This window comes from Afipia felis ATCC 53690, from assembly GCF_000314735.2.
Lineage (GTDB): Bacteria > Pseudomonadota > Alphaproteobacteria > Rhizobiales > Xanthobacteraceae > Afipia > Afipia felis.
In genome coordinates this window covers 1055859-1082456 of sequence record NZ_KB375270.1, presented here as the reverse complement: position 1 = coordinate 1082456, position 26598 = coordinate 1055859, and the positions used below count along the sequence as shown (strand labels likewise).

Here is a 26598-nt window from a genome sequence, read left to right as displayed (position 1 = left end):
CGCCAAACGGGATTTATGGCTTGAATATCCCCAATTTCATTACGCTCGGCCGTATCATCCTCGTTCCGCTGGTGGTGTGGGCGATCGCGTCCTCGCAGATGACGGTGGCCTTCGTCCTGTTCGCGGTGGCCGGCCTGAGCGATGCCGTGGACGGGTTTCTCGCCAAGCGCTTTAACATGACGACCGAACTCGGCGCGCTGCTCGATCCGATCGCCGACAAGGCACTTCTGGTCTCGATTTATGTCGCGCTGGGGATTACAGGAGCGATCCCGCGCTGGATCGTCATTCTGGTGGTCTCGCGGGATTTCATGATCGTGGGTGCGATGATCGTGTCGTGGATAATGGACAACCCGATGCCGGTGAAACCGCTGATGGCTTCGAAGCTGAACACGGTGGCGCAGGTGGGCTTCGCGGCGCTGGTGCTGGCCTCGCTCGGGTTCGGGTTCAATGCCTCGCCCTATGACGCGATCCTGATGGCGGCGGTGACCGTGCTGACGCTATGGTCTGTCGCGCTTTATTTCATCGCCTGGGTTCATCATGTCACGCCGGAGGCAATGTGAGTACGCCGATGGCCCGCACGCCACCTCGCCAACTTGCGCTCGAACTGCCGCATGCGGAAAGTCTGTCGCGCGACGATTATCTCGAAGGGCCGAGCAACGCGCAGGCGCTTGCGCTGGTGGAGCGTTGGCCGGACTGGTCGAACCGCGTGATGATGCTGGTCGGGCCGGAAGGCTGCGGCAAGAGCCATCTCGCGGCGATCTGGGCGTCGATCTCCGGCGCGCGGATCATCGCAGCGCATGCGCTGACACCGGGGGAGGTTCCGGCCTCGCTCGCGACCGGCGCGCTGGTGGTGGAGCATCTGGAGCCGGGCAGCTTCGATGAGCGCGCGATTTTCCATCTCCTCAATCTCGCGCGGGAGACCAATGCGTTCGTGCTGATGACGGCGCGGACGGCGCCGGCGTCGTTCGAGGTCGAATTGCGCGATGCGGGATCGCGGTTACGGGCCATTCCGGTGGTAAGCGTCGAACCCCCGGACGATCAGTTGCTGCGGGCTTTGCTGGTGAAGTTCTGTGCCGACCGGCAGATGACGGTCGACGAGGGGGTGGTGGGCTATCTCGCCACCCATATCGAGCGGTCGTTCGTGGCTGCCCGTCAGGCTGTCGAAATGCTCGATGCGGAGGCGCTGCGGCAGCGCCGTCCTGTCACCCGCGCGCTCGCGTCGGCGCTGTTTCGCGGGCAGGGCTCATTGCCGTTTTGAAGCTGCTGCCAGCGCCTTAAGTCTTCGCTGACAAACGTCAAATACCCTGATTTTCAAGGGTATCGACCGGTTGCTGCGTCCAATTGACGGGCGGAACGATCCTGTCATTGAATGGTCATGTGCTTTGCCGATGATGGACGAGAGTCGCTCTGAGTCTTAACAGGTTAGATCATGGACGCGGTTGAAGCATCTGTAATTAAAAGCGAAAATACGATTGAGCCTGTGCGTTCGGATGTTGCCGAGAGCCCCGAGCGTTTCATCAACCGGGAATTGTCCTGGCTTCACTTCAATCGCCGGGTGCTGGAAGAGGCGGTCAATACCGATCATCCGGTACTGGAGCGGGTTCGGTTTCTGTCGATTTCCGCCAACAATCTGGACGAGTTCTTCATGGTCCGCGTCGCGGGCCTGAAAGCGCAGATCCGGGAAGGCGTCGCCGAGCGCAGCCCCGATGGCCTCACGCCGACGGAACAACTGCACCTCATCAACAAGACTGTCTCCACGCTCGCCACCGATCAGCAGGCGATCTGGCGCGACCTGCACAAGATATTGGTGGATGCCGGAATCGTGCTGGTGGAAGGGCGCGATGTCACCAAATCAGAGACCAAGTGGATCGAGGAGCATTTCCTCCATCACATCTTCCCGCTGCTGACGCCGCTCGCGATCGATCCGGCGCATCCGTTTCCGTTTCTTTCCAACCTCGGCTTCACCATCGCGCTGCACCTTGTCCGCAAGTCGGACGGCAAGGCGATGAACGCACTGATCCGCCTGCCAGTGAAGATCGACCGTTTCATCCGCCTGCCGTCCGGTGACGATGGCGTGGTGCGCATGATCACGATCGAGCAGGTGACGAGCCTGTTCATTGGCCGCTTGTTCCCGGGCTACACCGTCAGCGGCCGAGGCGCGTTCCGCATCATCCGCGACTCCGAACTCGAAATCGAGGAAGAGGCCGAGGACCTTGTCCGCCTGTTCGAGACGGCTCTGAAACGCCGCCGCCGCGGCTCGGTGATCCGCCTTGAGATGGAAGCGGCGATGCCGGAAGACCTGCGCGCCTTCGTGCAGCGCGCGCTGTCCACGCCCGACGACGACGTGCTGCTGGTGGACGGCGTGCTGGCGATGAACGAGCTATCGCAGCTCACGCGCGTCGACCGGCCCGACCTCGAATTCACGCCCTATGTGCCGCGTCATCCCGAGCGCGTCCGTGACCATGGTGGCGATATTTTCGCGGCGATCCGGCAGAAGGATCTGATCGTCCATCATCCTTACGAGTCGTTCGACATCGTCGTGCAGTTCCTGCAGCAGGCGGCGCGCGACCCGGACGTCGTGGCGATCAAGCAGACGCTTTATCGTACCTCGCGCGATTCACCGATCGTGCGGGCGCTCGCGGAAGCGGCGGAGGCGGGCAAGTCCGTCACCGCGCTGGTTGAACTGAAGGCGCGCTTCGATGAGGAGGCCAACATTCGCTGGGCGCGCAATCTCGAGCGCGCGGGCGTGCAGGTCGTCTACGGCTTCCTTGAACTCAAGACCCACGCGAAACTGTCCTTCGTCGTGCGACGCGAGGGCGGTGGGCTCACCACCTATGTCCACACCGGCACTGGCAACTATCACCCCGTGACGGCGCGCATCTATACCGACCTGTCGTACTTCACGTCCGATCCGGTGATCGCGCGCGACGCCGCGCGGGTTTTCAATTTCATCACCGGCTATGCCGAACCTGTCGATATCGAGAAGATGGCGGTGTCGCCGCTGACGCTGCGCAAGCGGATTCTCGAACATATCGAGGCGGAGGCGAACTTCGCGCGCCACGGCAAGCCTGCGGCGATCTGGATGAAGATGAATGCGCTGGTCGATCCCGACATTATCGATGCGCTTTATGCAGCCTCCCAGGCAGGCGTTTCGATTGACCTCGTGGTGCGAGGCATTTGCTGCCTGCGCCCGGGTATGCCGGGGTTGTCGGAGAACATCCGGGTCAAGTCGATCATCGGTCGCTTCCTGGAACACGGCCGCATCTATTGTTTCGGAATGGGTCACGGCCTGCCCAGCGTGAAGGCGGCTGTGTATATTTCGTCCGCCGATATGATGCCGCGCAATCTCGATCGCCGTGTGGAAGTGTTGTGCCCGCTGCAGAATCCTACCGTCCATTCGCAGGTTCTCGACCAGATCATGGTGGCGAACCTGGAGGACAATGAGCAGAGCTGGCAGTTGTTGCCGGATGGATCGTCAACGCGTATGAAGGCCGGGAAGGGTGAGGAACCTTTCAACGTGCATAAATACTTCATGACGAATCCGAGTCTGTCCGGCCGTGGAAAATCCCTCAAAGAATCATCGCCGCGCAGGCTCACGCGCCGCTCGAAGCGCTGATACGGCTGGCTCTGCCGTGCGGTCGCACGCGTTGCGGCCGCACTTGTCGAAGCATCGCAGGTCGAAAGAGAAAACGGTCGGCGTCATCGACATCGGCTCGAACTCGGTGCGTCTCGTCGTCTATGAGGAATTGACGCGCAGCCTCGCGCCGATCTTCAACGAGAAGGTTCTCTGCGGGCTCGGGCGCGCTGTGCAGACGACGGGCCTGCTCGGCGAAAGCGAAGTTGCGAAGGCGCTGGTCGCACTGCGGCGGTTTCATGCTCTCATCAAGCTGATGAAGGTGGGGCGCGTTTATGCCATCGCCACTGCCGCCTGTCGCGATGCAACCAACGGCCCGGATTTCATCGCCAAGGCGGAACGCATCTGCGGCGTCGAGATCGAAGTTCTCTCGGGTGGTCGCGAGGCCAAGCTGTCCGCGCTCGGCGTGGTGTCGGGCGTGCACAAGCCGGACGGCATCGTCGGCGACCTCGGCGGCGGTTCGCTGGAACTGATCGACGTACGCGGCCATCGCGTGAGTGCGGGTGTGACGCTGCCGCTCGGCGGGCTTGCGCTGCAGGACTCTTCGCAAAAATCGATCAAAAAGGCTGTGCGGATCGTACGCACCAAACTTGCCGACGTGCCGCAGTTGCTGGAAGGCAAGGGACGCACCTTCTATGCAGTCGGCGGCACATGGCGCGCGCTCGCGCGTATCCACATTCTCCAGAGCGGTTATCCGCTGCGGGTGATGCACGGTTACACGCTGACGGCTGCGAGCGCGCTCGATTTCGCCCGCCGCCTGCGCAAGCTTGTATCGAACAACATGCTCGCCGACGTCGAGACGGTGACGGAAGCCCGTCGCCCGCTGCTCGCTTATGCGGCGCTCGTGCTCGAATACATCATCCTGACGGCGCAGCCCTCGACGATCACGTTCTCAAGCTTCGGCGTCCGCGAAGGCCTTTTGTTCGAGATGCTGCCCGAGCACGTCCGCCGGGACGACGGCCTGCTTTCGACCGCGCGGCATATGAACAATCTGCGTTCACGTGCGCCGCGCCATGCCGACGATCTGATCGACTGGACCGACCGTTTTGTCAGGATCGCGAAGGTCAAGGAAAGCCCAGAGGAGAGGCGGCTTCGTCATGCCGCGTGTTTTCTGTCCGATCTCGGCTGGCGCGCGCATCCCGATTATCGTGGCGACGAGACGCTGCATGTCATCGCCAACGGCAATTTCGGTGCGGCGAGCCACGAGGAGCGCGTGTTCCTCGCGCTTGCGGTTTATTTCCGCTATGCGGGCATTGGTGAAAAGAACCAGCCGCGTACCGGACTAAGCGTACTTCTGTCCCCGGCGATGATCGAGCGGGCGCGGGTCGTCGGGCAGATGTTGCGCGTCGGGCATCTGGTTTCGGCGGCGCATCCGGGCGTATTGCCCGCGACGCATTTCAGGGCCCGGGAGCGCAAACTCGTTCTGTCGTTCGATCGGCGGCTGGCCAGCCTGGCCGGGGATCGCATCGCGAACCGTTTCAAGCAGCTCGCGCGGCTTGTGGGGCGCAGCGGAACGCTCGAAGTGCGCTGAAAAGGACCGGCAGATTTTGCCGGACCCGGTCGCTTCTGCACCTGTGCGCACTCAATATCTCCGAAATTCTCCTGAATCTCCAGTCGTGGACGTGGCACGACTCCTGCACCGCTTTCCGTGAGCCACAACGGCTTCCCGGAGCCTGCCATGACCACCATCGGTGCCTATTCGCCATCGCTGCTCAACTCCGCATCGCAGGGATATGCGACGGCGACGCAACCGAGCCTCGCGCAGGTTCTGGATGAGCAGGCATCTGATTCGTCGCCATTCGCCTCGACGAACGTGACCTTGTCGGATGCCGCGAAGAATTATCTTGCCAGCATGCAGGATACGGCCGCTGCAACGGGCGACACCGCGGCGGATGTGACGCCAGCCACGCTGGCTACGAATGCGCGCGCCTGGTTCGATTCCCAGTATAAATCGCTCGGCATTTCGTCGGCGATGCTCGATGGCAAGGTTGCCGTTGATCTCAGCTCGCAAAGCCGTGCAACGCTGTCTGCGGTAGCCTCCAACACCAGCGGTCTTTTCACGTCGGACGAAAGCAGCGCCGCGACGAGTGAGTTACAGGCCCGTTTCAACAACGCGATGGCGCCCCGCGTTGTTGTTGCCCGTCACACCGGGGACTATGCGAGCCTCTATCAGGCAGCGTCCGATTATCTCGATCAGGCCAGCGACGGCGAGAAGGCGAGCACGACGTGGAAAGCGCAGAAGCTCGCCGTGACGAACGGACTGGCGGCGGCCAAGGCCAGTTTCGGAAAGGCGCCTAATACAGGCGATACGAACGATCCGGTCGCGGCGTTGCTCAATGCGCCGAGCAGCGGCATCACCCAACTCGGCTCCGATGCGACGACTTCGCAGGTGGCGGCCAATGCCCGCGCAATGCTCGACGATCAGATCGGCAAGGCCAGGGATAGCGGCAGCACGCTTGTGTTCAATTCGGCGCAGTCTGGGCAGCACGTCGATTTCACCAATTTCGACAACCGGACGCTTGCGACCATCGTGCTCAATCCGGATTCGTCTTTCTCCAGCGATGAAATCTATGCGGCGAAGCAGGAACTCAATCAGCGCACGCGAACGTCGATGTACAACGCGCTGTTTCCGAGCGCGAACAGCAGCAATAATTCAAGCTCGACCGGTGCGCTGGGCCTGATGCAGACCTACAACAACATGAGCGCAGAGGAGAAAACCGTGCTGGGTGTCTCGGACACCGTCACCAACCGCGTGCTGGCAAGCTACAAGACCCAGCAGTCGGTGCAGAACACGCTGGCGTCGTATCTTTAACGCGAGTCTATAATACGGGACTATTTGCGCTCGGCGCTGATCACCCGGCCTTTTTCGATCGCGAGCGCAAGCTTGCCGTGCTTGAGCGCGAGCGCGGATTCGCCGAACAATTCCCGCCGCCAGCCGTGCAGGGCGGCAACATCAGCTTCGTCGTCTGCGGCGATCTGTTCGAGATCGTCCACCGTCGCGATCACCTTGCTTGCCACGGCATGCTTCTCGGAAGTCATCCGCAGCAGCACTTTTAAAAGTTCGACGGTGGCCGCACCATTATTGTTACCACGTGGCTTGTCGAGCTTGGGCAGCGTCGCGGGATCGCGGTCGACGCCGCGCCTGATCGCTTCGACAATGTCCTGCCCCCAGCGCGAGCGGTCAAAGCCCTTCGGCAGCGAGCGCAGGTGCGCGAGCTTTTCCAGCGTCGTCGGCGCATGGGTGGCGATATCGCCAATGGCGTCGTCTTTGAGCACGCGTGAACGCGGCACATCGCGGGTCTGCGCCTCGCGTTCGCGCCACGCGGCGACCTCGATCAGCACGGCCAGTTCGCGCGGCTTGCGTACGCGGGTCTTGAGGCGCTCCCACGCGCGCTCTGGCGGCGCGTTGTAGGTGGAGGGTGAGGTGAGGACTTCCATCTCCTCGCTGACCCAGTCGGCTCGCTTGCGCTTCTTGAGGTCGGCATCGAGCGCGATGAAGACGTCGCGCAGATGAGTGACGTCGGCGAGCGCGTAGGCACTCTGTTCCTTCGTCAGTGGGCGACGCGACCAATCGGTGAAGCGGTGGGTCTTGTCGATCTTGTGGCCGGTGATGCGGCTGACGAGTTGGTCGTAGGCGATGCTGTCGCCATAACCGAGCACCATCGCGGCGATTTGCGTATCGAACACCGGATGCGGGACGATCCCGGCCAAATGCCAGATGATCTCGATGTCCTGCCGCGCGGCATGGAAAACCTTCAAAACCTTCTCGTCGGCCATGAGGTCGAAGAAAGGTTTCAGGTCGATGCCCTCGGCGAGCGCGTCCACCACCACGCCTTCGTCGGAACTGGCGAGCTGCACGACGCAGAGCAGGGGGTAGTATGTCGTCTCGCGAAGAAACTCGGTGTCGACGGTGACGAACGGATGTTTGGCGAGCCGCGTACAGGCAGCGGCCAGTTGCTCGGTGGTGGTAATTAATTCCATGTGTGCTGCATAAACGTTCCCGGGCCGGATGTCGCGCCCGGTTTGGGCGGCCGGCCGAATTTTGATCTGTTTTTCAAGCAATCTGAGACGGCCTCGTCAACCGGGCGTGAATGTTGCATGTGCGTCGAGATGTTGTTCTGCGAGGGATCAAGCAGCGTCTCCACATTCAATTCTGCGGTGCACGCAGCAGGCGATGGCGGAAAGTTTCGAAACTCATCGTACGATCATTCCTGAAACTGCCGCGGCAGGACGATCGGCGCCAGCCGGACATCGTGCCCCCCGCAACGGCTCGGCTGGGGCGTCGCGTGGCGCTTCGGGGCGGGCTGGCCAAGGCGGCGTGCTGTTTCCGGCATCCGCTGCCCGCTGGGAGGGGCCGGTCTGCCCCCGCGAGGTACCGGCAGGCGTTCGGGGCTGGAGCTTGGCCGGGTTTTCAGGTGGTGATATTTTGTGTTGTTTTTACTGGCCTTTTAGGCCGATTTGCCCCCGCTTTCGGTGATCCGTCGGTTGCCCGGTGAACCCGGCTCGGGTAAACCCTGCCACACGCGGCTCGCCCGCGCTTTTCCGATTCTCCGTCAGAAGCCTTTTTCAGGATTTCCATGCATCGCTACCGGTCCCATACCTGCGGCGCGCTCCGCGAGAGCGACATCGACTCCAACGTTCGCCTGTCGGGCTGGTGCCATCGCATCCGCGATCACGGCGGTCTGCTGTTTATCGACCTGCGCGACCATTACGGCATGACGCAATGCGTCATCGATCCGGATTCCAAGGCGTTCAAGCAGGCGGAAAAGTTGCGTTCCGAGTGGGTGGTGAAGATCGAAGGCAAGGTTCGCCGTCGCCCCGAGGGCACCGACAATCCCGACCTGCCGACCGGCAGCGTTGAGGTATTCATCGCCGACATCGAAGTGCTGGGCGAAGCCGCTGAGTTGCCGCTGCCGGTGTTCGGCGATCTGGAATACCCGGAAGAGGTCAGGCTGAAATATCGCTTCCTCGATCTGCGCCGCGAGAAGCTCCACCAGAACATCATGACCCGCGGTCAAATCATTGATTCCATGCGGGCACGGATGAAGAAGGAGGGCTTCTTCGAATTCCAGACGCCGATCCTGACTGCATCCTCGCCGGAAGGTGCGCGCGACTTCCTGGTGCCGTCCCGCATCCATGCCGGGAAGTTCTACGCGCTCCCGCAGGCGCCGCAGCAGTATAAGCAGCTCCTGATGATGTCGGGCTTCGATCGTTACTTTCAGATCGCGCCTTGCTTCCGCGACGAGGACCCGCGAGCCGACCGCCTGCCGGGCGAATTCTATCAGCTCGATCTCGAGATGAGCTTCGTCACGCAAGAGGATGTTTTTGCTGCGATGGAGCCGGTCATCACCGGCGTGTTCGAGGACTTTGCCAACGGCAAGCCGGTGACGAAGAACTGGCCGCGTATTCCGTTCGCCGAAAGCTTGCGCAAATACGGCACCGACAAGCCGGACCTGCGCAATCCGCTCATCATGCAGGACGTGTCGGAGCACTTCCGCGGCTCCGGCTTCAAAGTGTTCGCCCGCATGCTGGAGCAGGCAGGCAATGAGGTCTGGGCGATCCCCGGTCCCGCAGGCGGCAGCCGCGCGTTTTGCGACCGCATGAACTCGTGGGCACAGGGCGAGGGCCAGCCGGGTCTCGGCTACATTATGTGGCGCGAGGGCGGCGAAGGCGCGGGCCCGCTCGCCAACAACATCGGCCCCGAACGGACCGCTGCGATCCGCGAGCAACTCGGTTTGAAGGAGGGCGATGCGGCCTTCTTCGTTGCCGGTGATCCGCAGAAGTTCTGGAAGTTCGCAGGTCTCGCCCGCACCAGGCTCGGCGAGGAATTGAATCTGATCGACAAAGACCGGTTCGAGCTGGCCTGGATCGTCGACTTCCCGATGTACGAGTACAATGAGGAAGAGAAGAAAGTCGACTTCTCTCACAATCCGTTCTCGATGCCGCAGGGCGGCCTTGAAGCCTTGCAGACGCAAGACCCGCTCACCATCAAGGCATTCCAGTACGACATCGCCTGCAACGGATACGAGATCGCCTCGGGTGGCATCCGTAACCACAAGCCCCAGGCGATGGTGAAGGCGTTCGAGATCGCGGGCTATGGCGAAGAGACCGTCGTCGAGCGCTTCGGCGGCATGTACCGCGCCTTCCAGTATGGTGCTCCCCCGCACGGCGGTATGGCCGCCGGCGTGGATCGTATCGTCATGCTGTTGTGCGGCACCAACAACCTGCGCGAAATCTCGCTGTTCCCGATGAACCAGCGCGCAGAAGACTTGCTGATGGGCGCGCCGTCGGACGTCACCACCAAACAGTTGCGCGAACTGCACATCAGGCTCAACCTTCCACAAAACTGATCGAGGGAGCGCCGAGACCACATCGGCGGAAAGCATTGGCTTCAGAAATGGGAAATTCGTCGGACGAATTGCGTAATGCAGCGTTGGCCTACCATCGCCTGCCGCGTCCCGGTAAGTTTGAAATTCAGGCGACCAAGCCACTCGGCAACCAGCGCGACCTGGCTCTGGCCTACACGCCCGGCGTTGCGGCGGCTTGCGAGACGATCGCCGCCGATCCCGCGCAGGCGGCGTCGCTCACGATTCGCTCCAATCTCGTCGCCGTCGTCACCAACGGCACCGCGGTCCTCGGCCTTGGCAACATCGGCCCGCTGGCGTCCAAGCCGGTGATGGAAGGCAAGGCGGTTCTGTTCAAGAAGTTCGCCGGCATCGACGTGTTCGACATCGAGATCGATGCGCACACGGTCCCGCACGTCGTGGACACGGTGGCCGCATTGGAGCCGACCTTCGGCGGCATTAATCTCGAGGACATCAAGGCTCCCGAGTGCTTCGAGATCGAGGAGCAACTCAAGGCCAAGATGAAGATCCCGGTTTTCCATGACGATCAGCATGGCACCGCGATCATCGTCTGCGCCGCCATCCGCAACGCGCTGGTGCTGAATGGCAAGAGGCTCGAAGACATCAAGATCGTGACCGCGGGCGCGGGCGCGGCGGCGCTCGCCTGTCTCAACCTGCTCGTCTCGATGGGCGCCAAGCGCGAGAACATCTGGGTCAACGACATCGACGGCCTCGTCTATGAGGGCCGCAATACGCTGATGGACAAATGGAAGTCCATCTACGCGCAGAAGACGGACAAGCGCACGCTGGGCGAGTCGATTGTCGGCGCGGACGTGTTCCTCGGTCTGTCCGGCCCGAATGTGCTGACGCCGGAAATGCTGAAGACGATGGCGGAAGGCCCGCTCATCATGGCGCTTGCAAACCCGACGCCGGAAATCATGCCGGATGTGGCCCGCGAGGCGCGCCCCGATGCCATGATCTGCACCGGCCGTTCGGACTTCCCGAACCAGGTCAACAACGTCCTGTGCTTCCCCTTCATCTTCCGCGGCGCGCTCGATGTCGGCGCGACCGCGATCAACGAAGAGATGAAGCGCGCGGCGGTCGATGCACTGGCGCAGCTTGCCCGTGATCCGCCGTCGGATGTGGTGACGCGCGGCTTCGATGGTTCGGAGTCCACCGGTTTTGGACCGGGCTCGCTGATCCCGGGCGCGTTCGATCCTCGCATCATTCTGCGCGTCGCACCGGCTGTCGCCAAGGCGGCAATGGAGTCTGGCGTGGCGACGCGGCCGATCACCGACTTCGACGCCTATGCGGAGCAGCTCGGCCGCTTTGCGTTCCGCTCCGGCCTCATCATGAAGCCCGTGTTCGCCAAGGCCCGCAAGGAGCCGATGCGCGTGATCTACGCCGAAGGCGAGGACGAACGCGTGCTGCGCGCCGCGCAGGCCGTAATCGAGGAAAAGATCGCGCGTCCGATCCTCGTCGGGCGTCCCACTGTGGTGACGACGCGTTTGAAGCGCGCTGGATTCTCGATCAAGCCGGGTGAGGATTTCGAACTCATCAATCCGGAAGACGATCCGCGCTATCGCTCCTACGTCCAGAGCTACGTCGACATCGCCGGCCGTCACGGCATCACGCCAGACGCGGCGCGCACGCTGGTGCGCACCAACTCCACCGTGATCGCAGCGTTGGCGGTTCAGCGCGGCGAGGCGGACGCGATGCTGTGCGGCGTCGATGGCCGCTATCTGAGCCATCTGCGCCGGGTTCGCGAAATCATCGGCATCCGCCCCGAACTGACGGATTATTCGGCGCTGGCGTTGTTGATCACCAATCAAGGCTCGTACTTCATCGCCGATACGCAGATTCGTCCGAACCCCACGGCGGAAGAACTGGCGGAGATCGCCGCGCTTGCAGCAGTGCATGTGCAGCGCTTCGGCATCAAGCCGCGTGTCGCGTTCCTGTCGCACTCCGATTTCGGCAGCCATGACTCGGAATCGGCGCGCAAGATGCGTCGTGCCACCGAACTGTTGGCGAACTCGCATCCCGAGATCGAGGCGGATGGCGAAATGCAAGGCGACAGCGCGCTGTCGGAAGTGACCCGCAAGCTGGTGCTTCCGCATTCACGCGTCGAAGGCTCGGCCAACATCATGATCATGCCGAACCTGGATGCGGCGAACATCGCCTTCCAGATGATCAAGGTACTCTCCGGTGCGCTGCCGGTCGGGCCAATCCTGATCGGTCCTGCGAAGCCTGCGCATATCCTGACGCCGTCCGTAACGGCGCGCGGCATCTTGAACATGACCGCCGTGGCGGTGGTGGAGGCGCAGGAGCGCATGAACCAGCCGAACCTGCTTTAAGATATTGCAGGCGGGCGGCAAGGGATGGCGCTGTTCGCGCCATCCGGTATGCTGGCCCGGCATCGGCTGACATGATGAGGATGGCCCTCGGGGCCATCTTGTATGACGGCGTTGTGACTTCGTGTGTTGAACTGTTCGCTCGGACTATGGGGTTCAGTCATGCCGGCGCTTTACGTCATCGGACGAATTCTGTTTGCGGCCCTGTTTCTGGCTTCGGGCATCAACAAGTTTCTCGATCTCCAGACTGCGGCGCAGGCGGTGAGCACACACTTTGCCGTCCCCGCGCAGTTGACGGACTATACCTCGCAGGTTGAAGCTTTCACGGGGATGCCGATCGCGCAGGTGATTGTCATTTTCGGCGGGGTCATCGAGATCGTGGGCGCGCTGGCGATTGCAACAAATCTGGGCGCGCGTGTCTTTGCGGTGCTGCTTGCTCTGCTTCTTGCGGTCACGATTTGCTACTTCAACGATTTCTGGAATGCGGCTGCCAACGAGCGGGCGGCGAGCCTGTTCGAGGCACTTCAGAATCTCTCCCTGATCGGCGCACTGCTGATGATCGCAGGCCGGCCGCGCGAACTCATCGCGCAGCAGCCTCCGTTGTCCTACACGGACATCTGAAGCCCCTTTAGCGCCGCCAAGCCGTCAGGTCGACGTGCTTGTCCGCATCGAGAACGCGTGTCTCCGCCGCATGCAGGCCCGCAGCAGCGAGGATATCCTGCGGCGTTCGGGCCGGTACGCCCGGCAACACGCCGAGCCCGTTCGGCAGACGGACGTTATGCGCTTGCGATAGCCAGAACGCATCGTAGCGATCGAGAAAGAAGGCATAGACGTGCGGGCCGCCGATGATGGCGATCTTCGCGGATGATGCGACGCCGGCCGCCGCGCAGGCTTCCTCGAACGTAGCGCCTTTCGGATTCCACAGCGTCGAATGCGGATGCGCGGGGTCAGGTGCGAGAGCAGGAATGGCGTTGGTCAGAATGAGCCGTGTCCGCTCGTTCGAACGCTTTTGTTCCTCATGCGAATGGCGGCCGTGGACGATCAGGTCGGCATCGTCGAGTGCGTTCTCGAAGAAAGTTTGATCCGCCGGGAATTTCAACGTGTCCGGCATGACGCCGGTGGAGTCCGCCAGCATGCCGTCGGCGGAGACAATGACGTAGGCTTCGATCGGCAAGACAGACTCGCTATTCGGAAATGGTTTCGACGACGCTCGACACTGGCCGCGAATTGACCGTGGGTTGCTTGAGGCCTTTTACGACTTCCTCGTCATATTGCGCAATCGACTGCAACTTGGTCTTGGCCTTGACCTGCACGACTTTGTACCCGCCTTCCTTCAGGCGCTTGAGCAGTTCCGGCAGGGCTTCAGCCGTGTGCTTCTGGAAATCGTGCATCAGGATGATGCCCTTGCCGAGCTTGTCGAGCTTGCCCATCACGGTGTCGATGATCTTCTTTGGATTACTCGCCTTGAAGTCGAAGGAGTCGGCGTCGCACGACCACATTGCGATGTTGCGTTCGCCCATATAGGCCACCATCGAAGGCGGATGCTGAAGGGCAGGGAAACGGATGAAAGGTGCAGGAGGTTCGCCGAGCGCCCATTTCACGGCGCTGATGCCTTTCTCGATTTCGGCCTTGCGTTGGTCGTCGGTCAGTTTCTTGTTGTTGAGGTTGGCATGCGACCAGGTGTGTGAGCCGATGGTGTGACCGTGCGCTGCGACCGACTTCAGGATTTCGGGATGCCAGGTCGCATGCTTGCCGATCGGAAAGAAGATCGCTTTGGTGCATTCATCGTCGAGCGCCTTGATGACGGCCGGCGTGTTCACCGGCCACGGGCCGTCATCGAAGGTCAGCACCACTTCCTTTTCGCGCAGAAAATCGAGCTGTTTGAAATGCTCGAAACCGAAACCGGGGCCGCCGGTGGTGTCGATGGCGACGACACGGCTGACGCCGAGCGCATTGGGATTGGCGCAGGCGGGTTTCGCCGAAGGTGGAGGAGGCGCTGCGGTTGCTGATGGAGCCGGAGCGGTCCGGCGAGGTGGAGCGGTCTGCGACCATGCGGTGCCGACCGCTAACATGGAGAGCGCGGCAGTTACGGCCGCAACGCCGGATTTAAGACGCATGGCACACTCCCGGATACGCGGCCTTGGCCGCATTCTGAGGGGAGCCTAGCGGTCTAGCCGCAATTGCGCCATGCGAGAAATCGCGGCTGGGGATAGCAGTTAACGCAGCGGCACGATGAAGTCGGTGCCGAGGCCGGTTTCGCCGCCCAGACCGAGATCGGACACGATCAGGGAATCGCCAGGCATCGCGGCTTCCGCGATTTTTTGCATGGCATCGCCGGGAATGGTGATGCGGTCCAGCGCCGCCGAAGGTGAGGGCAACGCCACCTCGACCGTGGCGCGTTCACCGTGCGGATGCTTGCGCGCCTGAGGAGCGGCGGCGGAAAGCTGGCGCGGCGGCAGCGATACCACCGACCACTGGAAGGCCTTGGGATCGTCGTTTGCCGCACGGACGGTGAAAACATGCGTGCCGAGAGGGCCGCCATCGGCGATCGTCACCGGTGCCTCGAACAGCGGCGCGAAATTTTGCCGCACGAAGATCTTGCCTTCCTTGCGGCTGATGAATGCGGCGATATGGCCGGTGCGCTTGACCGGCTTGGCGTCTGCGGAGGGTGTAGCTGATTGAGACTTGGCTTCCTGCTCCTTGGCGGGCTCGACTGCAGTCCCGGAGGTTGAGAGCGGGACGGTGCCGCTCGCATCCGCCGTACGGATCGGTACCGCGCCGGTCGGCTGCAGGCTGCTCTCCAGATTGAGGATCGGTTTCAGGTCCGGCAGGGCGTTGCCGGTGGTTGTCTTGTCGACCGACGCAGTCACCTCGGGCCTGCGGGTGAACAGGAGCGGGTGAGAGAAATCGACCGGCGACAATTCGCCCGGCGCGATGACGACGCGCGCGCCCATCCGCGTCCAGCCATACATCCGGGTCGCGAAATTCGTCGGCATGCGGATGCAGCCGTGCGAGGCGGGATAGCCCGGCAGCACGCCGGCATGCAGGGCGATGCCCGACCATGTGATGCGCTGCATGTAGGGCATCGGGGCGCCGCTGTAGATGTTGGAGCGGTGAAACTTTTCCTTGCCGATCACGCTGAACACGCCCATCGGCGTGGAATGGCCGCGCATGCCGGTAGAAATCGGCGTTTCCGCGTAGAGGCCATTTGAATCGTAAACCTTGAGCCGCTGCTCCTCGATCGAGATCGAGATAAAAACCGGGCCTTTCGGCTTCGTCGTTTCCTTGATGACGGCGGGCTTCTGCGCCTTGCGCACGTGCTTTACGCGCGGCTGTTCGGGCTGCATCGGCGCCTGAATAACCTGATCGGTATCGAATCCGGCATTGTCCCAGAAGAATTGCGCGTTCGCGGCCGAGGGCAAAGCAACCAGCGCCATCGTCGAAGCCAGCGCGATCCGCCGCATCGCGATCATCGGGCCGAGTGTCTGCAGGGTTCGTTTGGTGTTCAGGAGAGGTAATTGGTTATTCACGCCCATTCCCGCTGTTGGCTGCCTGGTGCCTGAATTCAGTGTCTCGAATGGCCCGACAGGTTCATAGATTGGGCCGGATAGGCGGGAGGCTACCCGGCTGAGCCTGACATCCGATTAATAAACCCGGATTTTGGGTCACAATGGCGTTCCTTTCCGAGAAAATCAGCTTACCTCCGATCCAGCTACCCTGCGGTCGTGCGGGGGTGTCCAGTCCGAAAGGCCAAGATGTTCAAATCAAGTTCCCGCTGGTGTGGTCTCGCGTGTGCGGCCGCTTTGTTCCTGAGCCTTGTTTCGACTGCCCAGGCGGCCGATGAGCCAGATTTGATCTTCCGCCGCTCGACCGTATTCAAATTCCTAAGCCCCGATGACAAGCTCGCGACGTACGGTCTCGATGATCCCGACGTTGAGGGCGTTGCTTGTCATTTCACGGTGCCGGAGAAGGGCGGTTACAAGGGCTGGCTCGGATTGGCCGAGCAGGTGTCGGACATCTCGCTGTCATGCCGCCAGATCGGGCCGATCCGGATCAAGGCGAAGTTCGAGCAGGGCGAGGATATGTTCCGCCAGCGCCGTTCGATGTTTTTCAAGAAGATGCAGATCGTGCGTGGCTGTGACGTAAAGCGCAACGTGCTCGTCTACATGGTTTATTCGGACAGGCTGATCGAAGGCTCGCCGAACAACTCGACCTCGTCGGTGCCGATCATGCCCTGGGGCAGTTCGGATACGATTCAGAAGTGCGGAGACTTCCTTTCGAAGTAAGCGCTGTCTAGTTGGGGCGTGCGCCGCGGCGGGAAACACATTGCTTGACGGTGCTGACGCCCTGCGGCGTCAGCTTGGTGCCGGTGATCTGCTTGATCTCACCGGTCTTGCAGCTTCCGTCGTCGACCAGAATACGCTGCCCAAGCCGGATGCTCGTGATGTCGCTTTCGCGCGAAACGATCTGCGCGGAGGCGGGCACCACCCATGTCATGAATGCTAGTGTCGAGATGATCAGTCCGGCTCGCATCGCAATCTCCCGCGCTACTTGCTCTGCACCTTCAGGCCATCCGGCCCGACATTGATCTGCAGGCCCTTCGGCTCCTTCTTGGCCTCGTACAGATTGTAGCCGAGGATGGCGATGCCACCGACCAGCACCGCGATGATGAGCACCAGAATGTTGCGGTTGGGCATATCTTTCCTTCCTAATGGGCGACGGTCTTCGAAAACAGATTGATGACGGTAACGCCGGCGATGATGAGGCCCAACCCGAGGATGGCGGGAATATCCAGTCGCTGGCCGAACCAGACCAGCCCGACGAGGGTAATCAGCACCACACCAAGACCCGACCAGATGGCGTAGGCTATGCCGACCGGCATCGTGCGAAGCACGAGTGACAGGAAATAGAACGCCGTCATATAGCCGAGCGCGGTCAGAATCAGCGGCTTCGGCCTGGTAAACTGCTCGGATGCCTGCAGCGCGGCGGTTCCAATGACCTCGAAGATGATGGCAGTAATCAGATACAGGTACGTCATGATGTATCGTATCGATGCGTCGCTGATTCTAGAAGCAGTACAATGTTGCGCCGCACGCTGTGAGAACCGGTGAATTAGACGTTCTTACAACCACCTAGCGGTGATGGAACACCAGACTGTGACCTTGATGGCGTTGCCTCATGCACGATGAATTCCGTATAGGTAACTAGCGGCCGCGGGCTGCTTTCCCTTCGGGGATTCACACAAGATCGCTGATCGGAATGCGCTGTCCATGAACCAGCTCGTCAGTATTGCCCTGCGGCGGCCGTATACGTTCGTGGTTCTTGCGTTGCTGCTTATGATCGTGGGCCCGCTGGCGGCGCTGCGTACGCCGACGGACATCTTCCCGGACATCCGCATTCCGGTGATCGGTGTCGTCTGGAGCTATACCGGTCTGCCGCCGGACCAGATGTCGGGCCGCATCACCACGCCGTTCCAGCGCGCGTTGACCACTACGGTCAACGACATCGAGCATATTTCTGCCAATTCCTATACCGGCATCGGCATCATCAAGATCTTCTTTCAGCCCAACGTCGATATCCGTACCGCCAACGCGCAGGTGACGGCGATCGCGCAGACCATGCTGAAGCAGTTGCCGGCAGGTGCGACGCCGCCGCTGATCCTGAACTACAGCGCCTCGACGGTGCCGATCCTGCAGCTCGCGTTGTCTGGCGACGGGCTGACCGAGCAGAACCTCGCCGACTTCGCCACCAACCAGTTGCGCACGCCGCTCGTCACCGTGCCGGGCGCCGCGATCCCATGGCCTTATGGCGGCAAGATGCGACAGATCCAGATCGACCTCAATGCGACGGCATTGCAGGCGCTCGGCCTGTCGGCGCAGGACGTCGCCAATGCGCTGGCTGCGCAAAATCTGATCACGCCGGTCGGTACGCAGAAGATCGGCACCTTCGAATACACCATCCAGCTCAACAACTCGCCGTTGAAGATCAATGAGCTCGGCGACCTGCCGATCAAGGCGGTCAACGGCGCGATGGTCTATATCCGCGACGTCGCCCATGTGCGCGACGGTAACCCGCCGCAGACCAACATCGTGCATGTCGACGGCAACCGCTCGGTACTGATGATGGTGCTGAAGGCGGGCTCGACCTCGACGCTCGACATCATCGACGGCATTAAGAAAAAAATCGTCGAGGTGAAGGACACGCTGCCCGAGACGCTCAAGATCGGTCTGATCGGTGATCAGTCGATCTTCGTGCGCGGTGCGATCTCTGGTGTCGCGAAGGAGGGCATCCTCGCGGCGATCCTGACCAGCATCATGATCCTGCTGTTTCTGGGAAGCTGGCGCTCGACGGTTATCATCGCGATATCGATTCCGTTGTCGGTGATGGGCGCCATCGCCTGTCTGTCGCTGATAGGCGAGACGCTCAATATCATGACGCTCGGCGGTCTCGCGCTCGCGGTCGGCATTCTGGTCGATGATGCGACGGTGACGATCGAGAACATCAACTACCATCTGGAGCAGGGCAAGGAGGTCGAGACTTCGATCCTCGACGGCGCCGCGCAGATCGTGACGCCTGCTTTCGTGTCGCTGTTGTGTATCTGCATCGTGTTCGTGCCGATGTTCTTCCTTGACGGCGTGTCGCGCTTCCTGTTCGTGCCGATGGCAGAAGCGGTGATGTTCGCGATGATCTGGTCGTTCATCCTGTCGCGCACGCTGGTGCCGACGATGGCGAAATATATGCTGCATCCGCATCCCCACGACGAGAACGGAAATCCGATTCCGCCAGCGCCGAGCAACAATCCTTTGGTGCGTTTCCAACGCGGCTTCGAGCAACGTTTCGAGCGTTTCAGGGGCGGGTATCGCGCGCTTCTGGAAATGGCGCTGCATCATCGCGGCGTTTTCGTTGCCGGATTTTTTGGGTTTGTGGCGCTGTCGTTTCTGCTGGTGCCGTTTCTCGGCCGGAACTTCTTTCCGTCCGTCGATGCAGGTCAGATCCTGATCCACGTCCGCACGCAGGTCGGCACGCGGGTGGAAGAGACGGCCAATCAGCTGGCCGACATCCAGAAAGCGATCCGTCAGATCATCCCGCCGGCCGAACTGGATACCATGACCGACAACATCGGTATTCCGTATAGCGGCATCAACATGACCTACAACAACACCGGCGTGATCGGGTCGCAGGACGGCGACATCCAGATCAAGCTGAAGGAAGATCACCAGCCGACGGATATCTACGTCAAGGCGCTGCGCGAGCAGTTGCCGCGTGCGTTCCCCGGTGTGTCGTTTGCCTTCCTGCCGGCCGATATCGTCAGCCAGATTTTGAATTTCGGCTCGCCCGCGCCGATCGATCTGCAGATCCGCGGTGCCAACGTTGAGGCGAATTTCAAGTACGCCAACGACCTGTTGCGCCGTATCCGCCGCATTCCGGGCGTGGCGGACGCGCGTATCCAGCAATCGCCGAATGCGCCGACATTCCAGGTCGATGTCGATCGTACCCGCGCACAGTATGTTGGCGTGACCGAACGCGACGTAACCAACAGCCTCGTCGTCAATCTGGCGGGCTCGTCGCAGGTGGCGCCGACCTATTACCTCAATCCGCAAAACGGCGTGTCGTATTCCGTCGTCATGCAGACGCCGCAATACCAGATCGACTCGCTGAACAAACTCGAGACGCTGCCGATCAATGCCGTCGGCGCGGCGACGTTGCCGATCCTCGGCGGCATCGCCGATATCAAGCGGACGGCGTCGAGTGCGGTGGTGACGCAGTACGACATCCAGTCGATGGTGGAGATCTATGCCATTCCGCAGGATCGCGATCTCGGCGCGGTGGCTGCCGACATCCACAAGGTGCTGGATGAGACGGCGAAGGATCTGCCGAAGGGAAGCTCGGCCGTACTGCTTGGGCAGGTGCAGACCATGAACAGTGCGTTCTCGGGACTCCTGTTCGGCCTGATCGGGGCGATTGTGCTGATCTATCTTCTGATCGTGGTAAACTTCCAGTCGTGGTCCGATCCGTTCGTGATCGTCACGGCGCTGCCGGCCGCGCTCGCGGGCATCGTCTGGATGCTGTTCGCGACAGGAACGACGTTGTCCGTGCCGGCCCTCACTGGCGCGATCATGTGTATGGGCGTCGCCACCGCCAACAGCGTGCTCGTCATTGCGTTCGCTCGGGAGGAACTGGATCGACTTGGCGATCCGGTTGCTGCCGCGCTGGAAGCAGGCTTCGTGCGCTGCCGCCCCGTGCTCATGACGGCGCTGGCCATGATCATCGGGATGACGCCGATGGCGCTCAGCCTGGGCGAGGGTGGTGAACAGAACGCACCGCTCGGCCGCGCCGTGATCGGCGGCCTGATATTCGCAACCGTTGCAACTCTCATGCTTGTCCCGGTGGTCTTCAGCATGGTCCACCACAAGCGTTATGCGAAGCCGCAGCCGGCTTCTCCGGAGATATCCCATGCCGTCTGAGTCCAGCGTCCAGATTTCACAGCGCAAGCTGCGCCTTGCCGGGATCGCTGCCGGTGCCGTGATCGTGGTGGTCGTCGTCACGGGAATCGTGTTGCGGGAAAACGGCAATGCACGGTTGCGCGAATGGACCGATGCGCAGGCGATCCCGACGGTCGCCGTCTCCAAGCCCAACATCAAGGCGCCGAGTGCGAAGCTGACGCTGCCGGGCCGCCTCGAAGCCTATTATCGTGCCCCGATCTACGCGCGCGTCAGCGGCTATCTAAAGAACTGGCATGTGGATATTGGCGCCAAAGTGAAGTCAGGCCAACTGCTCGCCGAGATCGATGCGCCGGATCTCGATCAGCAATTGCTGCAGGCCCGCGCCGATCTTGCCAACGCTGAAGCGGCCTCCAAGCTATCCGCGGCGACTTTGAAGCGCCGCCAGACTCTGCTCGCGTCGAACTTCGTCTCGTTGCAGGAAATCGACGAGCGGACCGCGGACCTGTCGAGCAAGAATGCGCAGGTCAAGGCAATGCAGGCGAACGTCGACCGCCTGCAGGCACTGACGGGTTACAAACGTGTCGAAGCGCCGTTTGACGGCGTCGTAACCGAGCGCAACACCGACGTCGGTGCGCTGATCAACGGCGGCACCGGCTCAGGCGCCGCGATGTTCGTCGTGTCTGACATCAAGAAACTGCGCGTCTATGTCAACGTGCCGCAAAGCTATCTGTCGTCCATCAAGGTCGGCGGCACCGCGTCGATTGTGGTACCCGAATATACCGGGCGTTCATTCCCGGCGACCGTCGAATCCTCCTCCCAGGCGGTCGATGTCGGCTCCGGCACCTCGCGGATGCAGCTGACGCTGGACAATACGAGCGGCGAATTGCGCCCGGGCTCCTACGCCGACGTCACACTTAACCTGACGCGAGAGAACAATTTGCTGACAATTCCCGCCAGCGCTTTGATTTTCAACCGCGATGGATTGAGCGTTGCTACTGTCGATGATGACGATCGTCTCCGCTTCAAGAAGGTGACGATTGCACGCGACCTCGGCCGCGAGATCGAGATCGCAACGGGTCTTGATGCGCGAGATCGTATCGTTGTGACGCCCGCTGACGGCGTAGTGGAGGGTGATCAGGTCCGGATCGCGGGCAAGCAGGCGGGCGAGAAGACCTCCAGCGCTCAATAAATGTTCAACGTCGCCTAAAAACTATGTGCCAGAGTGCTCCTGCACATTTGATTTTCTTTATAAAAAAGAATCCGTCTTCGTCTTTTGGCTAGGTGCGGTTGCGCGGGCTTGTCTGCGTGACCATCTTGCACCGACCGGCACCTGCCGGTCTCGCATGGCATGATCGCTGATCGCTGATCGCTTCGGCTCGAGCGCGATTGAAATATCTGGATCGTTTCAGATGGCTTTGTGTGTTGTTTCTTTCGGGGCTGACTTGCATGATTGAACGATCCGCGCATTTTCCTTTCCATACCGTTCGCCTGCCTGCCATCGCGCGTCTTGCTGCCTTGGCTGTGCCGGTCATAACCCTTGGCCTGTCAGGCTGTGGCCCGAGCCAAAATCAGCAAGCCGCGCCGCCACCGCCATCGGTGACCGTGGCTCATCCAGTCAAACGCACCGTCACCGACTGGGATGAATTCAGCGGGCGCTTCGATGCCGTTGAACAGGTGCAAGTGCGCGCGCGTGTCACCGGTTTTGTCACCGGAGTCGAGTTCAAGGACGGCGCCATCGTCAAGGCGGGCGATCTGCTCTACACGATCGACCCCCGGCAGTATCAGGCCGTCGCCGAACAGGCGCAGGGTCAGTTGCAGGATGCCAATGCGCGCGTCGAACTTGCCAAACGCGAGCTTGAGCGGGCATCGTCGCTGATCAAGACCGATGCGGTATCGCAATCCGTCGTCGATCAGCGCACCCAGCAATTGCAGACCGCGCAGGCCTCCGCGCTTCAGGCCGAAGGCGCGTTGAAGCGCGCACAACTCGATGTCGAGTTCAGTCAGGTGCGTGCACCGATCACCGGTCGCATCAGCCGCCATCTCGTTACCGTCGGCAACCTCGTGCAGGGCAGCGAAAGCGGTGCCACGCTTCTGACGTCGATCGTTTCGATGGACCCGATCCATCTTTATTTCGATATGGATGAATCGGTCTATCTGAAGAATTCGAGGCTTTGGTTCGAAGGCAAGCGTCCGAGCTCGCGCGACACGCCAAACCCGGTACAGGTGCTGCTCGCGGGCGAAACCAAGCCTTCGCATATGGGCAAGATGGACTTTCTGGACAATCGGCTGGATGTCGGCACCGGCACGCTGCGCGGCCGCGCACTGGTCGACAATCACGACCTGTCAATCCTGCCAGGCCAGTTCGCGCGCATTCGTGTATTGGGCAGCGCACCTTACGAAGCGCTCCTGCTGCCGGATACAGCGATTGCGACCGATCAGTCGCGGAAGATCGTTTTTATCGTGAAGGACGACAACACGGTTGCCGCGAAACCCGTGGTGCTCGGGCCCATCGACGATGGATTGCGGGTTGTCCGCGAAGGTTTGAATGCGGACGACAATGTCATTGTGGACGGACTGCAGCGCGCCCGCGTCGGTGCGAAGGTCTCGCCACATGCACCAGAGTCTGACAAGGGCAACGCCAAGCCATGAATCTCGGTCGTCTTTCCATTCATCAGCCCATCCTTGCGATGGTGCTGTCGATCGTGCTGCTGATTGTCGGCGCGATTGCCTATACGACGCTGCCTGTCGCGGAATATCCGCAGGTCGCGCCTCCGACGGTTGTCGTCACCACGCAATATCCGGGCGCGTCGGCGCAGACGGTGTCAGATACGGTCGCGACGCCGATCGAACAGCAGATCAACGGCGTCGAGGACATGCTGTACATGTACAGCCAGGCAACCTCGAACGGCCAGCTGAACATCACCATCACGTTCAAGCTCGGCACCGATCTCGACAAAGCACAGGTCCTTGTTCAGAACCGGGTGGCGATCGCGATGCCGCAGCTTCCGGAGGAAGTGCAGCGTAACGGCGTGACCACGCGCAAAAACAGCCCCGACCTTCTGATGGTCGTGTTCATGCTGTCGCCGGACGACACGTTCAATCAGCTCTACATCAGTAACTATGCCTTGCTTCAGGTGCGCGATCAGTTGCTGCGCCTTGATGGTGTTGGCGACATCCAGATCTTCGGTGCGCGCGATTACTCGATGCGTGTCTGGCTCGATCCGGACAAGATCGCCAATCTCGGCATGACCGCGGGCGACGTTCTTGCTGCCATTCGTGCGCAGAATTTGCAGATCGCCGGAGGTCGCATCGCGGAGCCGCCGATCACGGACCGCGCGTTTCAGCCAAATCTCACCTTTACGGGCCGCTTCAAGGACCCGCAGCAGTTCGACAACATCATCCTGAAATCGGGCGAAGGCGGGCGAACGGTCAGGCTGCGCGACGTGGCGCGCATCGAACTCGCGGCGCTGTCGTACGACACCAACGCGTTCCTGTTGCACAAGGAGACCGTCGCGATCCTCGTGTCGCAGCGTCCCGGATCGAATGCGCTTGCGACCGCCGACAAGATATCCGCGAAGATGGCGGAGCTGAAGGCGAGCTTCCCGCACGGCCTCGATTACAATATCGGCTACAATCCGACCGAGTTCATTGCGCAATCGGTTCACGAACTCATCAAGACCATCTACGAGGCGATGATCCTCGTCGTGGTCGTCGTGCTTGTCTTCCTGCAGGGATGGCGGCCCGCGATCATTCCCATTCTGGCGATCCCGGTGTCTCTGGTCGGCACCTTCGCGGTGATGGCGGCGCTTGGCTTCGCGATCAATAACTTGACGCTGTTCGGGCTGGTGCTGGCGGTCGGCATCGTGGTCGACGACGCCATCGTGGTCGTGGAGAATGTCGAGCGGCATTTGCAGGCCGGAATGAGCCGTCGCGATGCCGCGCTGCTCACGATGCAGGAGGTGGGCGGCGCGCTTGTCTCGATTGCGCTCGTGCTCTGCGCGGTGTTCGTGCCGACGGCCTTCCTTGGCGGCATTTCCGGGCAGTTCTTCCAGCAATTTGCGGTCACCATCGCTGTCGCGACGGCGATCTCATGCTTCTGTTCGTTGACGCTATCGCCAGCGCTGGCCTCGCTTATTCTGGAGCCGCACCACGAGAAGCGCCCGCCTGCGCAGTGGAACGTGATTGCGCGCGGGTGGGCCGTTTTCACCGGCTATTTCAATCGCGGCTTTGACTGGCTCTCGCATTTTTACGCAGAGGCGGCGGACTTCATTATTCGCCGGTCGGCAATTATGCTCGGTCTCTATGTGCTGCTGATCGGCTCCGCTGTCTGGATCATGACCAGCACGCCCAAGGGGTTTATTCCCGCGCAGGACCGTGGCTACGTCATTATCTCGGTGCAGTTGCCCGGTGCAGCGTCGCTTGCACGTACGACAGAGGTTGTGAAGGAAATCGAAAACATCGCGCTCGGCATTCCCGGCATCGTGCGTGTGCCGATCCTGGCGGGTTTCTCGGGCGCGACGCGGACGCAGGCGAGCAATGCCGCGGCCATGTTCCCGGTTTTCGACGATCCGGAAGTGCGCGCGAAGAAGCCCGGCCAGTCTGCGGCTGAAATTACCAATGAGCTGCGCAAGCGGCTCTCGAAGATCGAGAAGGCGTTCATCATCGTCGTACCGCCGCCGGCTGTTCCCGGCATCGGTACGGGCGGCGGTTTCGCCATGCGCATCGAGGATCGTCAGGGTCGGGGTCCCGACCTGCTGGCGGCTGCCACCAGCGAACTTGTCGGCGCCGCCAACAAGGTGCCGGGCCTCACAGCGGTGTTCTCGCCATTCGCGGCGAACACGCCACAGGTCTTCGTCGACATCGATCGGCAGAAAGCCGAGATGCTGGGCGTGCCGGTGCAGAACGTCACCGAGGCGATCGAGACATATTTCGGTTCGACCTACGTCAACGACTTCAACATTTTTGGACGTACCTATCACGTCACCGCGCAGGCAGACCTGCCGTTCCGCAAGGAGACGTCAGATCTTGCTAGGCTGCGCACACGCAACAATGCGGGGCAGATGGTGCTGCTCGGCAGCGTCGTGAATTTCCGGGATGTTTCAGGCCCGGATCGCGTGGCGCGCTACAACCTCTATCCTTCTGCCGAATTGCAGGGCGATACCTTGCCGGGCACGAGTTCGGCAACGGCTATCGAGAAGATGAAGGCCCTCGCGGCAGACGTATTGCCGAGCGGATTTTCGTATGAGTGGACCGACCTGTCGTATCAGCAAGTCCAGTCAGCCAACGCCGGTCTGTATGTCTTTCCGATCTGCGTGCTCTTCGTCTTTCTCGTGCTGGCTGCGCAGTACGGAAGCTGGACGCTACCGCTCTCGGTGATTCTGATCGTGCCGATGTGCCTGCTTGCGGCGAGCATCGGCGTTCGCATCATGGGACAGGACATCAATATCCTGACCCAGATCGGCTTCATCGTTCTCGTTGGTTTGGCTGCGAAAAACGCAATCCTGATCGTGGAGTTCGCGCGCGACATCGAGCATGAGGGCAAGGACACGCTGCATGCTGTGATTGAAGCCTGTCGTCTACGGCTCCGGCCGATCCTGATGACATCGTTTGCGTTTATCCTCGGCGTGCTGCCGCTCGTAATCTCGGCCGGCTCAGGCTCTGAGATGCGTCAGGCGGTCGGCGTCGCGGTGTTCTTCGGAATGATCGGTGTTACGCTGTTTGGCCTTGTTTTCACGCCGATCTTCTATGTGCTGATCCGTAAGCTGTTCCCGGGTTCGGTCGTGGTGCCGAGCCGCGACGTCGGGGCGAACATCTAGCCGGAGACG

At 61.3% G+C, this 26598-nt stretch carries 20 protein-coding genes; 13 read left to right on the top strand and 7 right to left on the bottom strand.

Features of this window, described 5'->3' with window-relative positions:
- The first annotated feature begins 20 nt into the window (after positions 1 to 20).
- From HMPREF9697_RS05130 to HMPREF9697_RS05110, 5 genes are all read left to right on the top strand, one after another.
- Positions 21 to 560: a CDP-alcohol phosphatidyltransferase family protein gene (locus tag HMPREF9697_RS05130; RefSeq protein ID WP_040308139.1), complete on the top strand. Its 540-nt coding sequence runs from the start codon at positions 21 to 23 to the stop codon at positions 558 to 560.
- 8 nt (positions 561 to 568) lie between these two features.
- On the top strand, positions 569 to 1258 hold the full coding sequence (locus tag HMPREF9697_RS05125; protein WP_040307815.1) for a P-loop NTPase family protein: 690 nt from the start codon (positions 569 to 571) through the stop codon (positions 1256 to 1258).
- Between the two features lie 171 nt (positions 1259 to 1429).
- Entirely contained in the window at positions 1430 to 3616 is a 2187-nt protein-coding gene (locus tag HMPREF9697_RS05120) for an RNA degradosome polyphosphate kinase (protein ID WP_002716099.1), read from the top strand.
- A gap of 16 nt (positions 3617 to 3632) precedes the next feature.
- A complete protein-coding gene (ppx, locus tag HMPREF9697_RS05115) occupies positions 3633 to 5165 on the top strand; it encodes an exopolyphosphatase (RefSeq protein ID WP_002716098.1) in 1533 nt (510 codons plus the stop codon).
- A gap of 147 nt (positions 5166 to 5312) precedes the next feature.
- Entirely contained in the window at positions 5313 to 6446 is a 1134-nt protein-coding gene (locus HMPREF9697_RS05110; RefSeq protein WP_002716097.1) for a hypothetical protein, read from the top strand.
- Between the two features lie 20 nt (positions 6447 to 6466).
- On the opposite strand, the gene rnd is transcribed toward HMPREF9697_RS05110, so the two are convergent.
- On the bottom strand, positions 6467 to 7615 hold the full coding sequence (gene rnd, locus HMPREF9697_RS05105) for a ribonuclease D (RefSeq protein ID WP_040307814.1): 1149 nt from the start codon (positions 7613 to 7615) through the stop codon (positions 6467 to 6469).
- Between the two features lie 596 nt (positions 7616 to 8211).
- Here rnd and aspS point away from each other — a divergent pair.
- From aspS to HMPREF9697_RS05090, 3 genes are all read left to right on the top strand, one after another.
- Positions 8212 to 9984 carry an aspartate--tRNA ligase gene (gene aspS / locus HMPREF9697_RS05100; RefSeq protein WP_002716095.1) on the top strand — a complete coding sequence of 591 codons (1773 nt, stop codon included), beginning with the start codon at positions 8212 to 8214 and terminating at the stop codon, positions 9982 to 9984.
- A gap of 47 nt (positions 9985 to 10031) precedes the next feature.
- The gene (locus HMPREF9697_RS05095) at positions 10032 to 12332 is read left to right on the top strand and encodes an NADP-dependent malic enzyme (protein WP_002716094.1); all 2301 of its coding nucleotides are present in this window, start codon (positions 10032 to 10034) and stop codon (positions 12330 to 12332) included.
- Positions 12333 to 12491: 159 nt separating this feature from the next.
- Positions 12492 to 12950, top strand: a complete 459-nt coding sequence (locus HMPREF9697_RS05090; protein WP_002716093.1) for a DoxX family protein — start codon at positions 12492 to 12494, stop codon at positions 12948 to 12950.
- Between the two features lie 7 nt (positions 12951 to 12957).
- Here HMPREF9697_RS05090 and HMPREF9697_RS05085 read toward each other — a convergent pair whose 3' ends face one another.
- The 3 genes from HMPREF9697_RS05085 to HMPREF9697_RS05075 form a co-directional block, all read right to left on the bottom strand.
- Positions 12958 to 13503, bottom strand: coding sequence for a dihydrofolate reductase family protein (locus tag HMPREF9697_RS05085; RefSeq protein WP_002716092.1), 546 nt, complete (start codon positions 13501 to 13503; stop codon positions 12958 to 12960).
- A 10-nt stretch (positions 13504 to 13513) separates the two neighbouring features.
- A complete protein-coding gene (locus HMPREF9697_RS05080; protein ID WP_002716091.1) occupies positions 13514 to 14446 on the bottom strand; it encodes a polysaccharide deacetylase family protein in 933 nt (310 codons plus the stop codon).
- A 99-nt stretch (positions 14447 to 14545) separates the two neighbouring features.
- Entirely contained in the window at positions 14546 to 15865 is a 1320-nt protein-coding gene (locus tag HMPREF9697_RS05075) for a L,D-transpeptidase (RefSeq protein WP_002716090.1), read from the bottom strand.
- 219 nt (positions 15866 to 16084) lie between these two features.
- On the opposite strand from HMPREF9697_RS05075, the gene HMPREF9697_RS05070 reads away from it, so the two are divergent.
- On the top strand, positions 16085 to 16615 hold the full coding sequence (locus tag HMPREF9697_RS05070) for a CreA family protein (RefSeq protein WP_002716089.1): 531 nt from the start codon (positions 16085 to 16087) through the stop codon (positions 16613 to 16615).
- Between the two features lie 7 nt (positions 16616 to 16622).
- On the opposite strand, the gene HMPREF9697_RS05065 is transcribed toward HMPREF9697_RS05070, so the two are convergent.
- The 3 genes from HMPREF9697_RS05065 to HMPREF9697_RS05060 are packed head-to-tail and all read right to left on the bottom strand — an operon-like array spanning position 16623 to position 17370.
- Positions 16623 to 16862, bottom strand: a complete 240-nt coding sequence (locus tag HMPREF9697_RS05065) for a DUF6719 family protein (RefSeq protein WP_002716088.1) — start codon at positions 16860 to 16862, stop codon at positions 16623 to 16625.
- 14 nt (positions 16863 to 16876) lie between these two features.
- Positions 16877 to 17026, bottom strand: a complete 150-nt coding sequence (locus HMPREF9697_RS21180) for a hypothetical protein (RefSeq protein ID WP_002716087.1) — start codon at positions 17024 to 17026, stop codon at positions 16877 to 16879.
- 11 nt (positions 17027 to 17037) lie between these two features.
- Entirely contained in the window at positions 17038 to 17370 is a 333-nt protein-coding gene (locus HMPREF9697_RS05060) for a DMT family transporter (protein WP_172583915.1), read from the bottom strand.
- A 229-nt stretch (positions 17371 to 17599) separates the two neighbouring features.
- Between HMPREF9697_RS05060 and HMPREF9697_RS05055 the strand changes: the two genes are divergently transcribed.
- The 4 genes from HMPREF9697_RS05055 (at position 17600) to HMPREF9697_RS05040 (ending at position 26589) form a co-directional block, all read left to right on the top strand.
- Positions 17600 to 20794 (top strand): efflux RND transporter permease subunit, encoded by a 3195-nt coding sequence (locus HMPREF9697_RS05055; RefSeq protein ID WP_002716085.1) that lies wholly within the window; start codon positions 17600 to 17602, stop codon positions 20792 to 20794.
- On the top strand, positions 20784 to 21962 hold the full coding sequence (locus HMPREF9697_RS05050; protein WP_002716084.1) for an efflux RND transporter periplasmic adaptor subunit: 1179 nt from the start codon (positions 20784 to 20786) through the stop codon (positions 21960 to 21962). Before HMPREF9697_RS05055 ends, HMPREF9697_RS05050 begins: the two co-directional genes overlap by 11 nt.
- A 257-nt stretch (positions 21963 to 22219) precedes the next feature.
- The gene (locus HMPREF9697_RS05045; RefSeq protein ID WP_002716083.1) at positions 22220 to 23422 is read left to right on the top strand and encodes an efflux RND transporter periplasmic adaptor subunit; all 1203 of its coding nucleotides are present in this window, start codon (positions 22220 to 22222) and stop codon (positions 23420 to 23422) included.
- Complete coding sequence (locus tag HMPREF9697_RS05040; protein WP_002716082.1) at positions 23419 to 26589, top strand: efflux RND transporter permease subunit; 3171 nt, start codon at positions 23419 to 23421, stop codon at positions 26587 to 26589. The genes HMPREF9697_RS05045 and HMPREF9697_RS05040 overlap by 4 nt, the downstream gene beginning before the upstream one ends.
- Positions 26590 to 26598 lie beyond the last annotated feature (9 nt).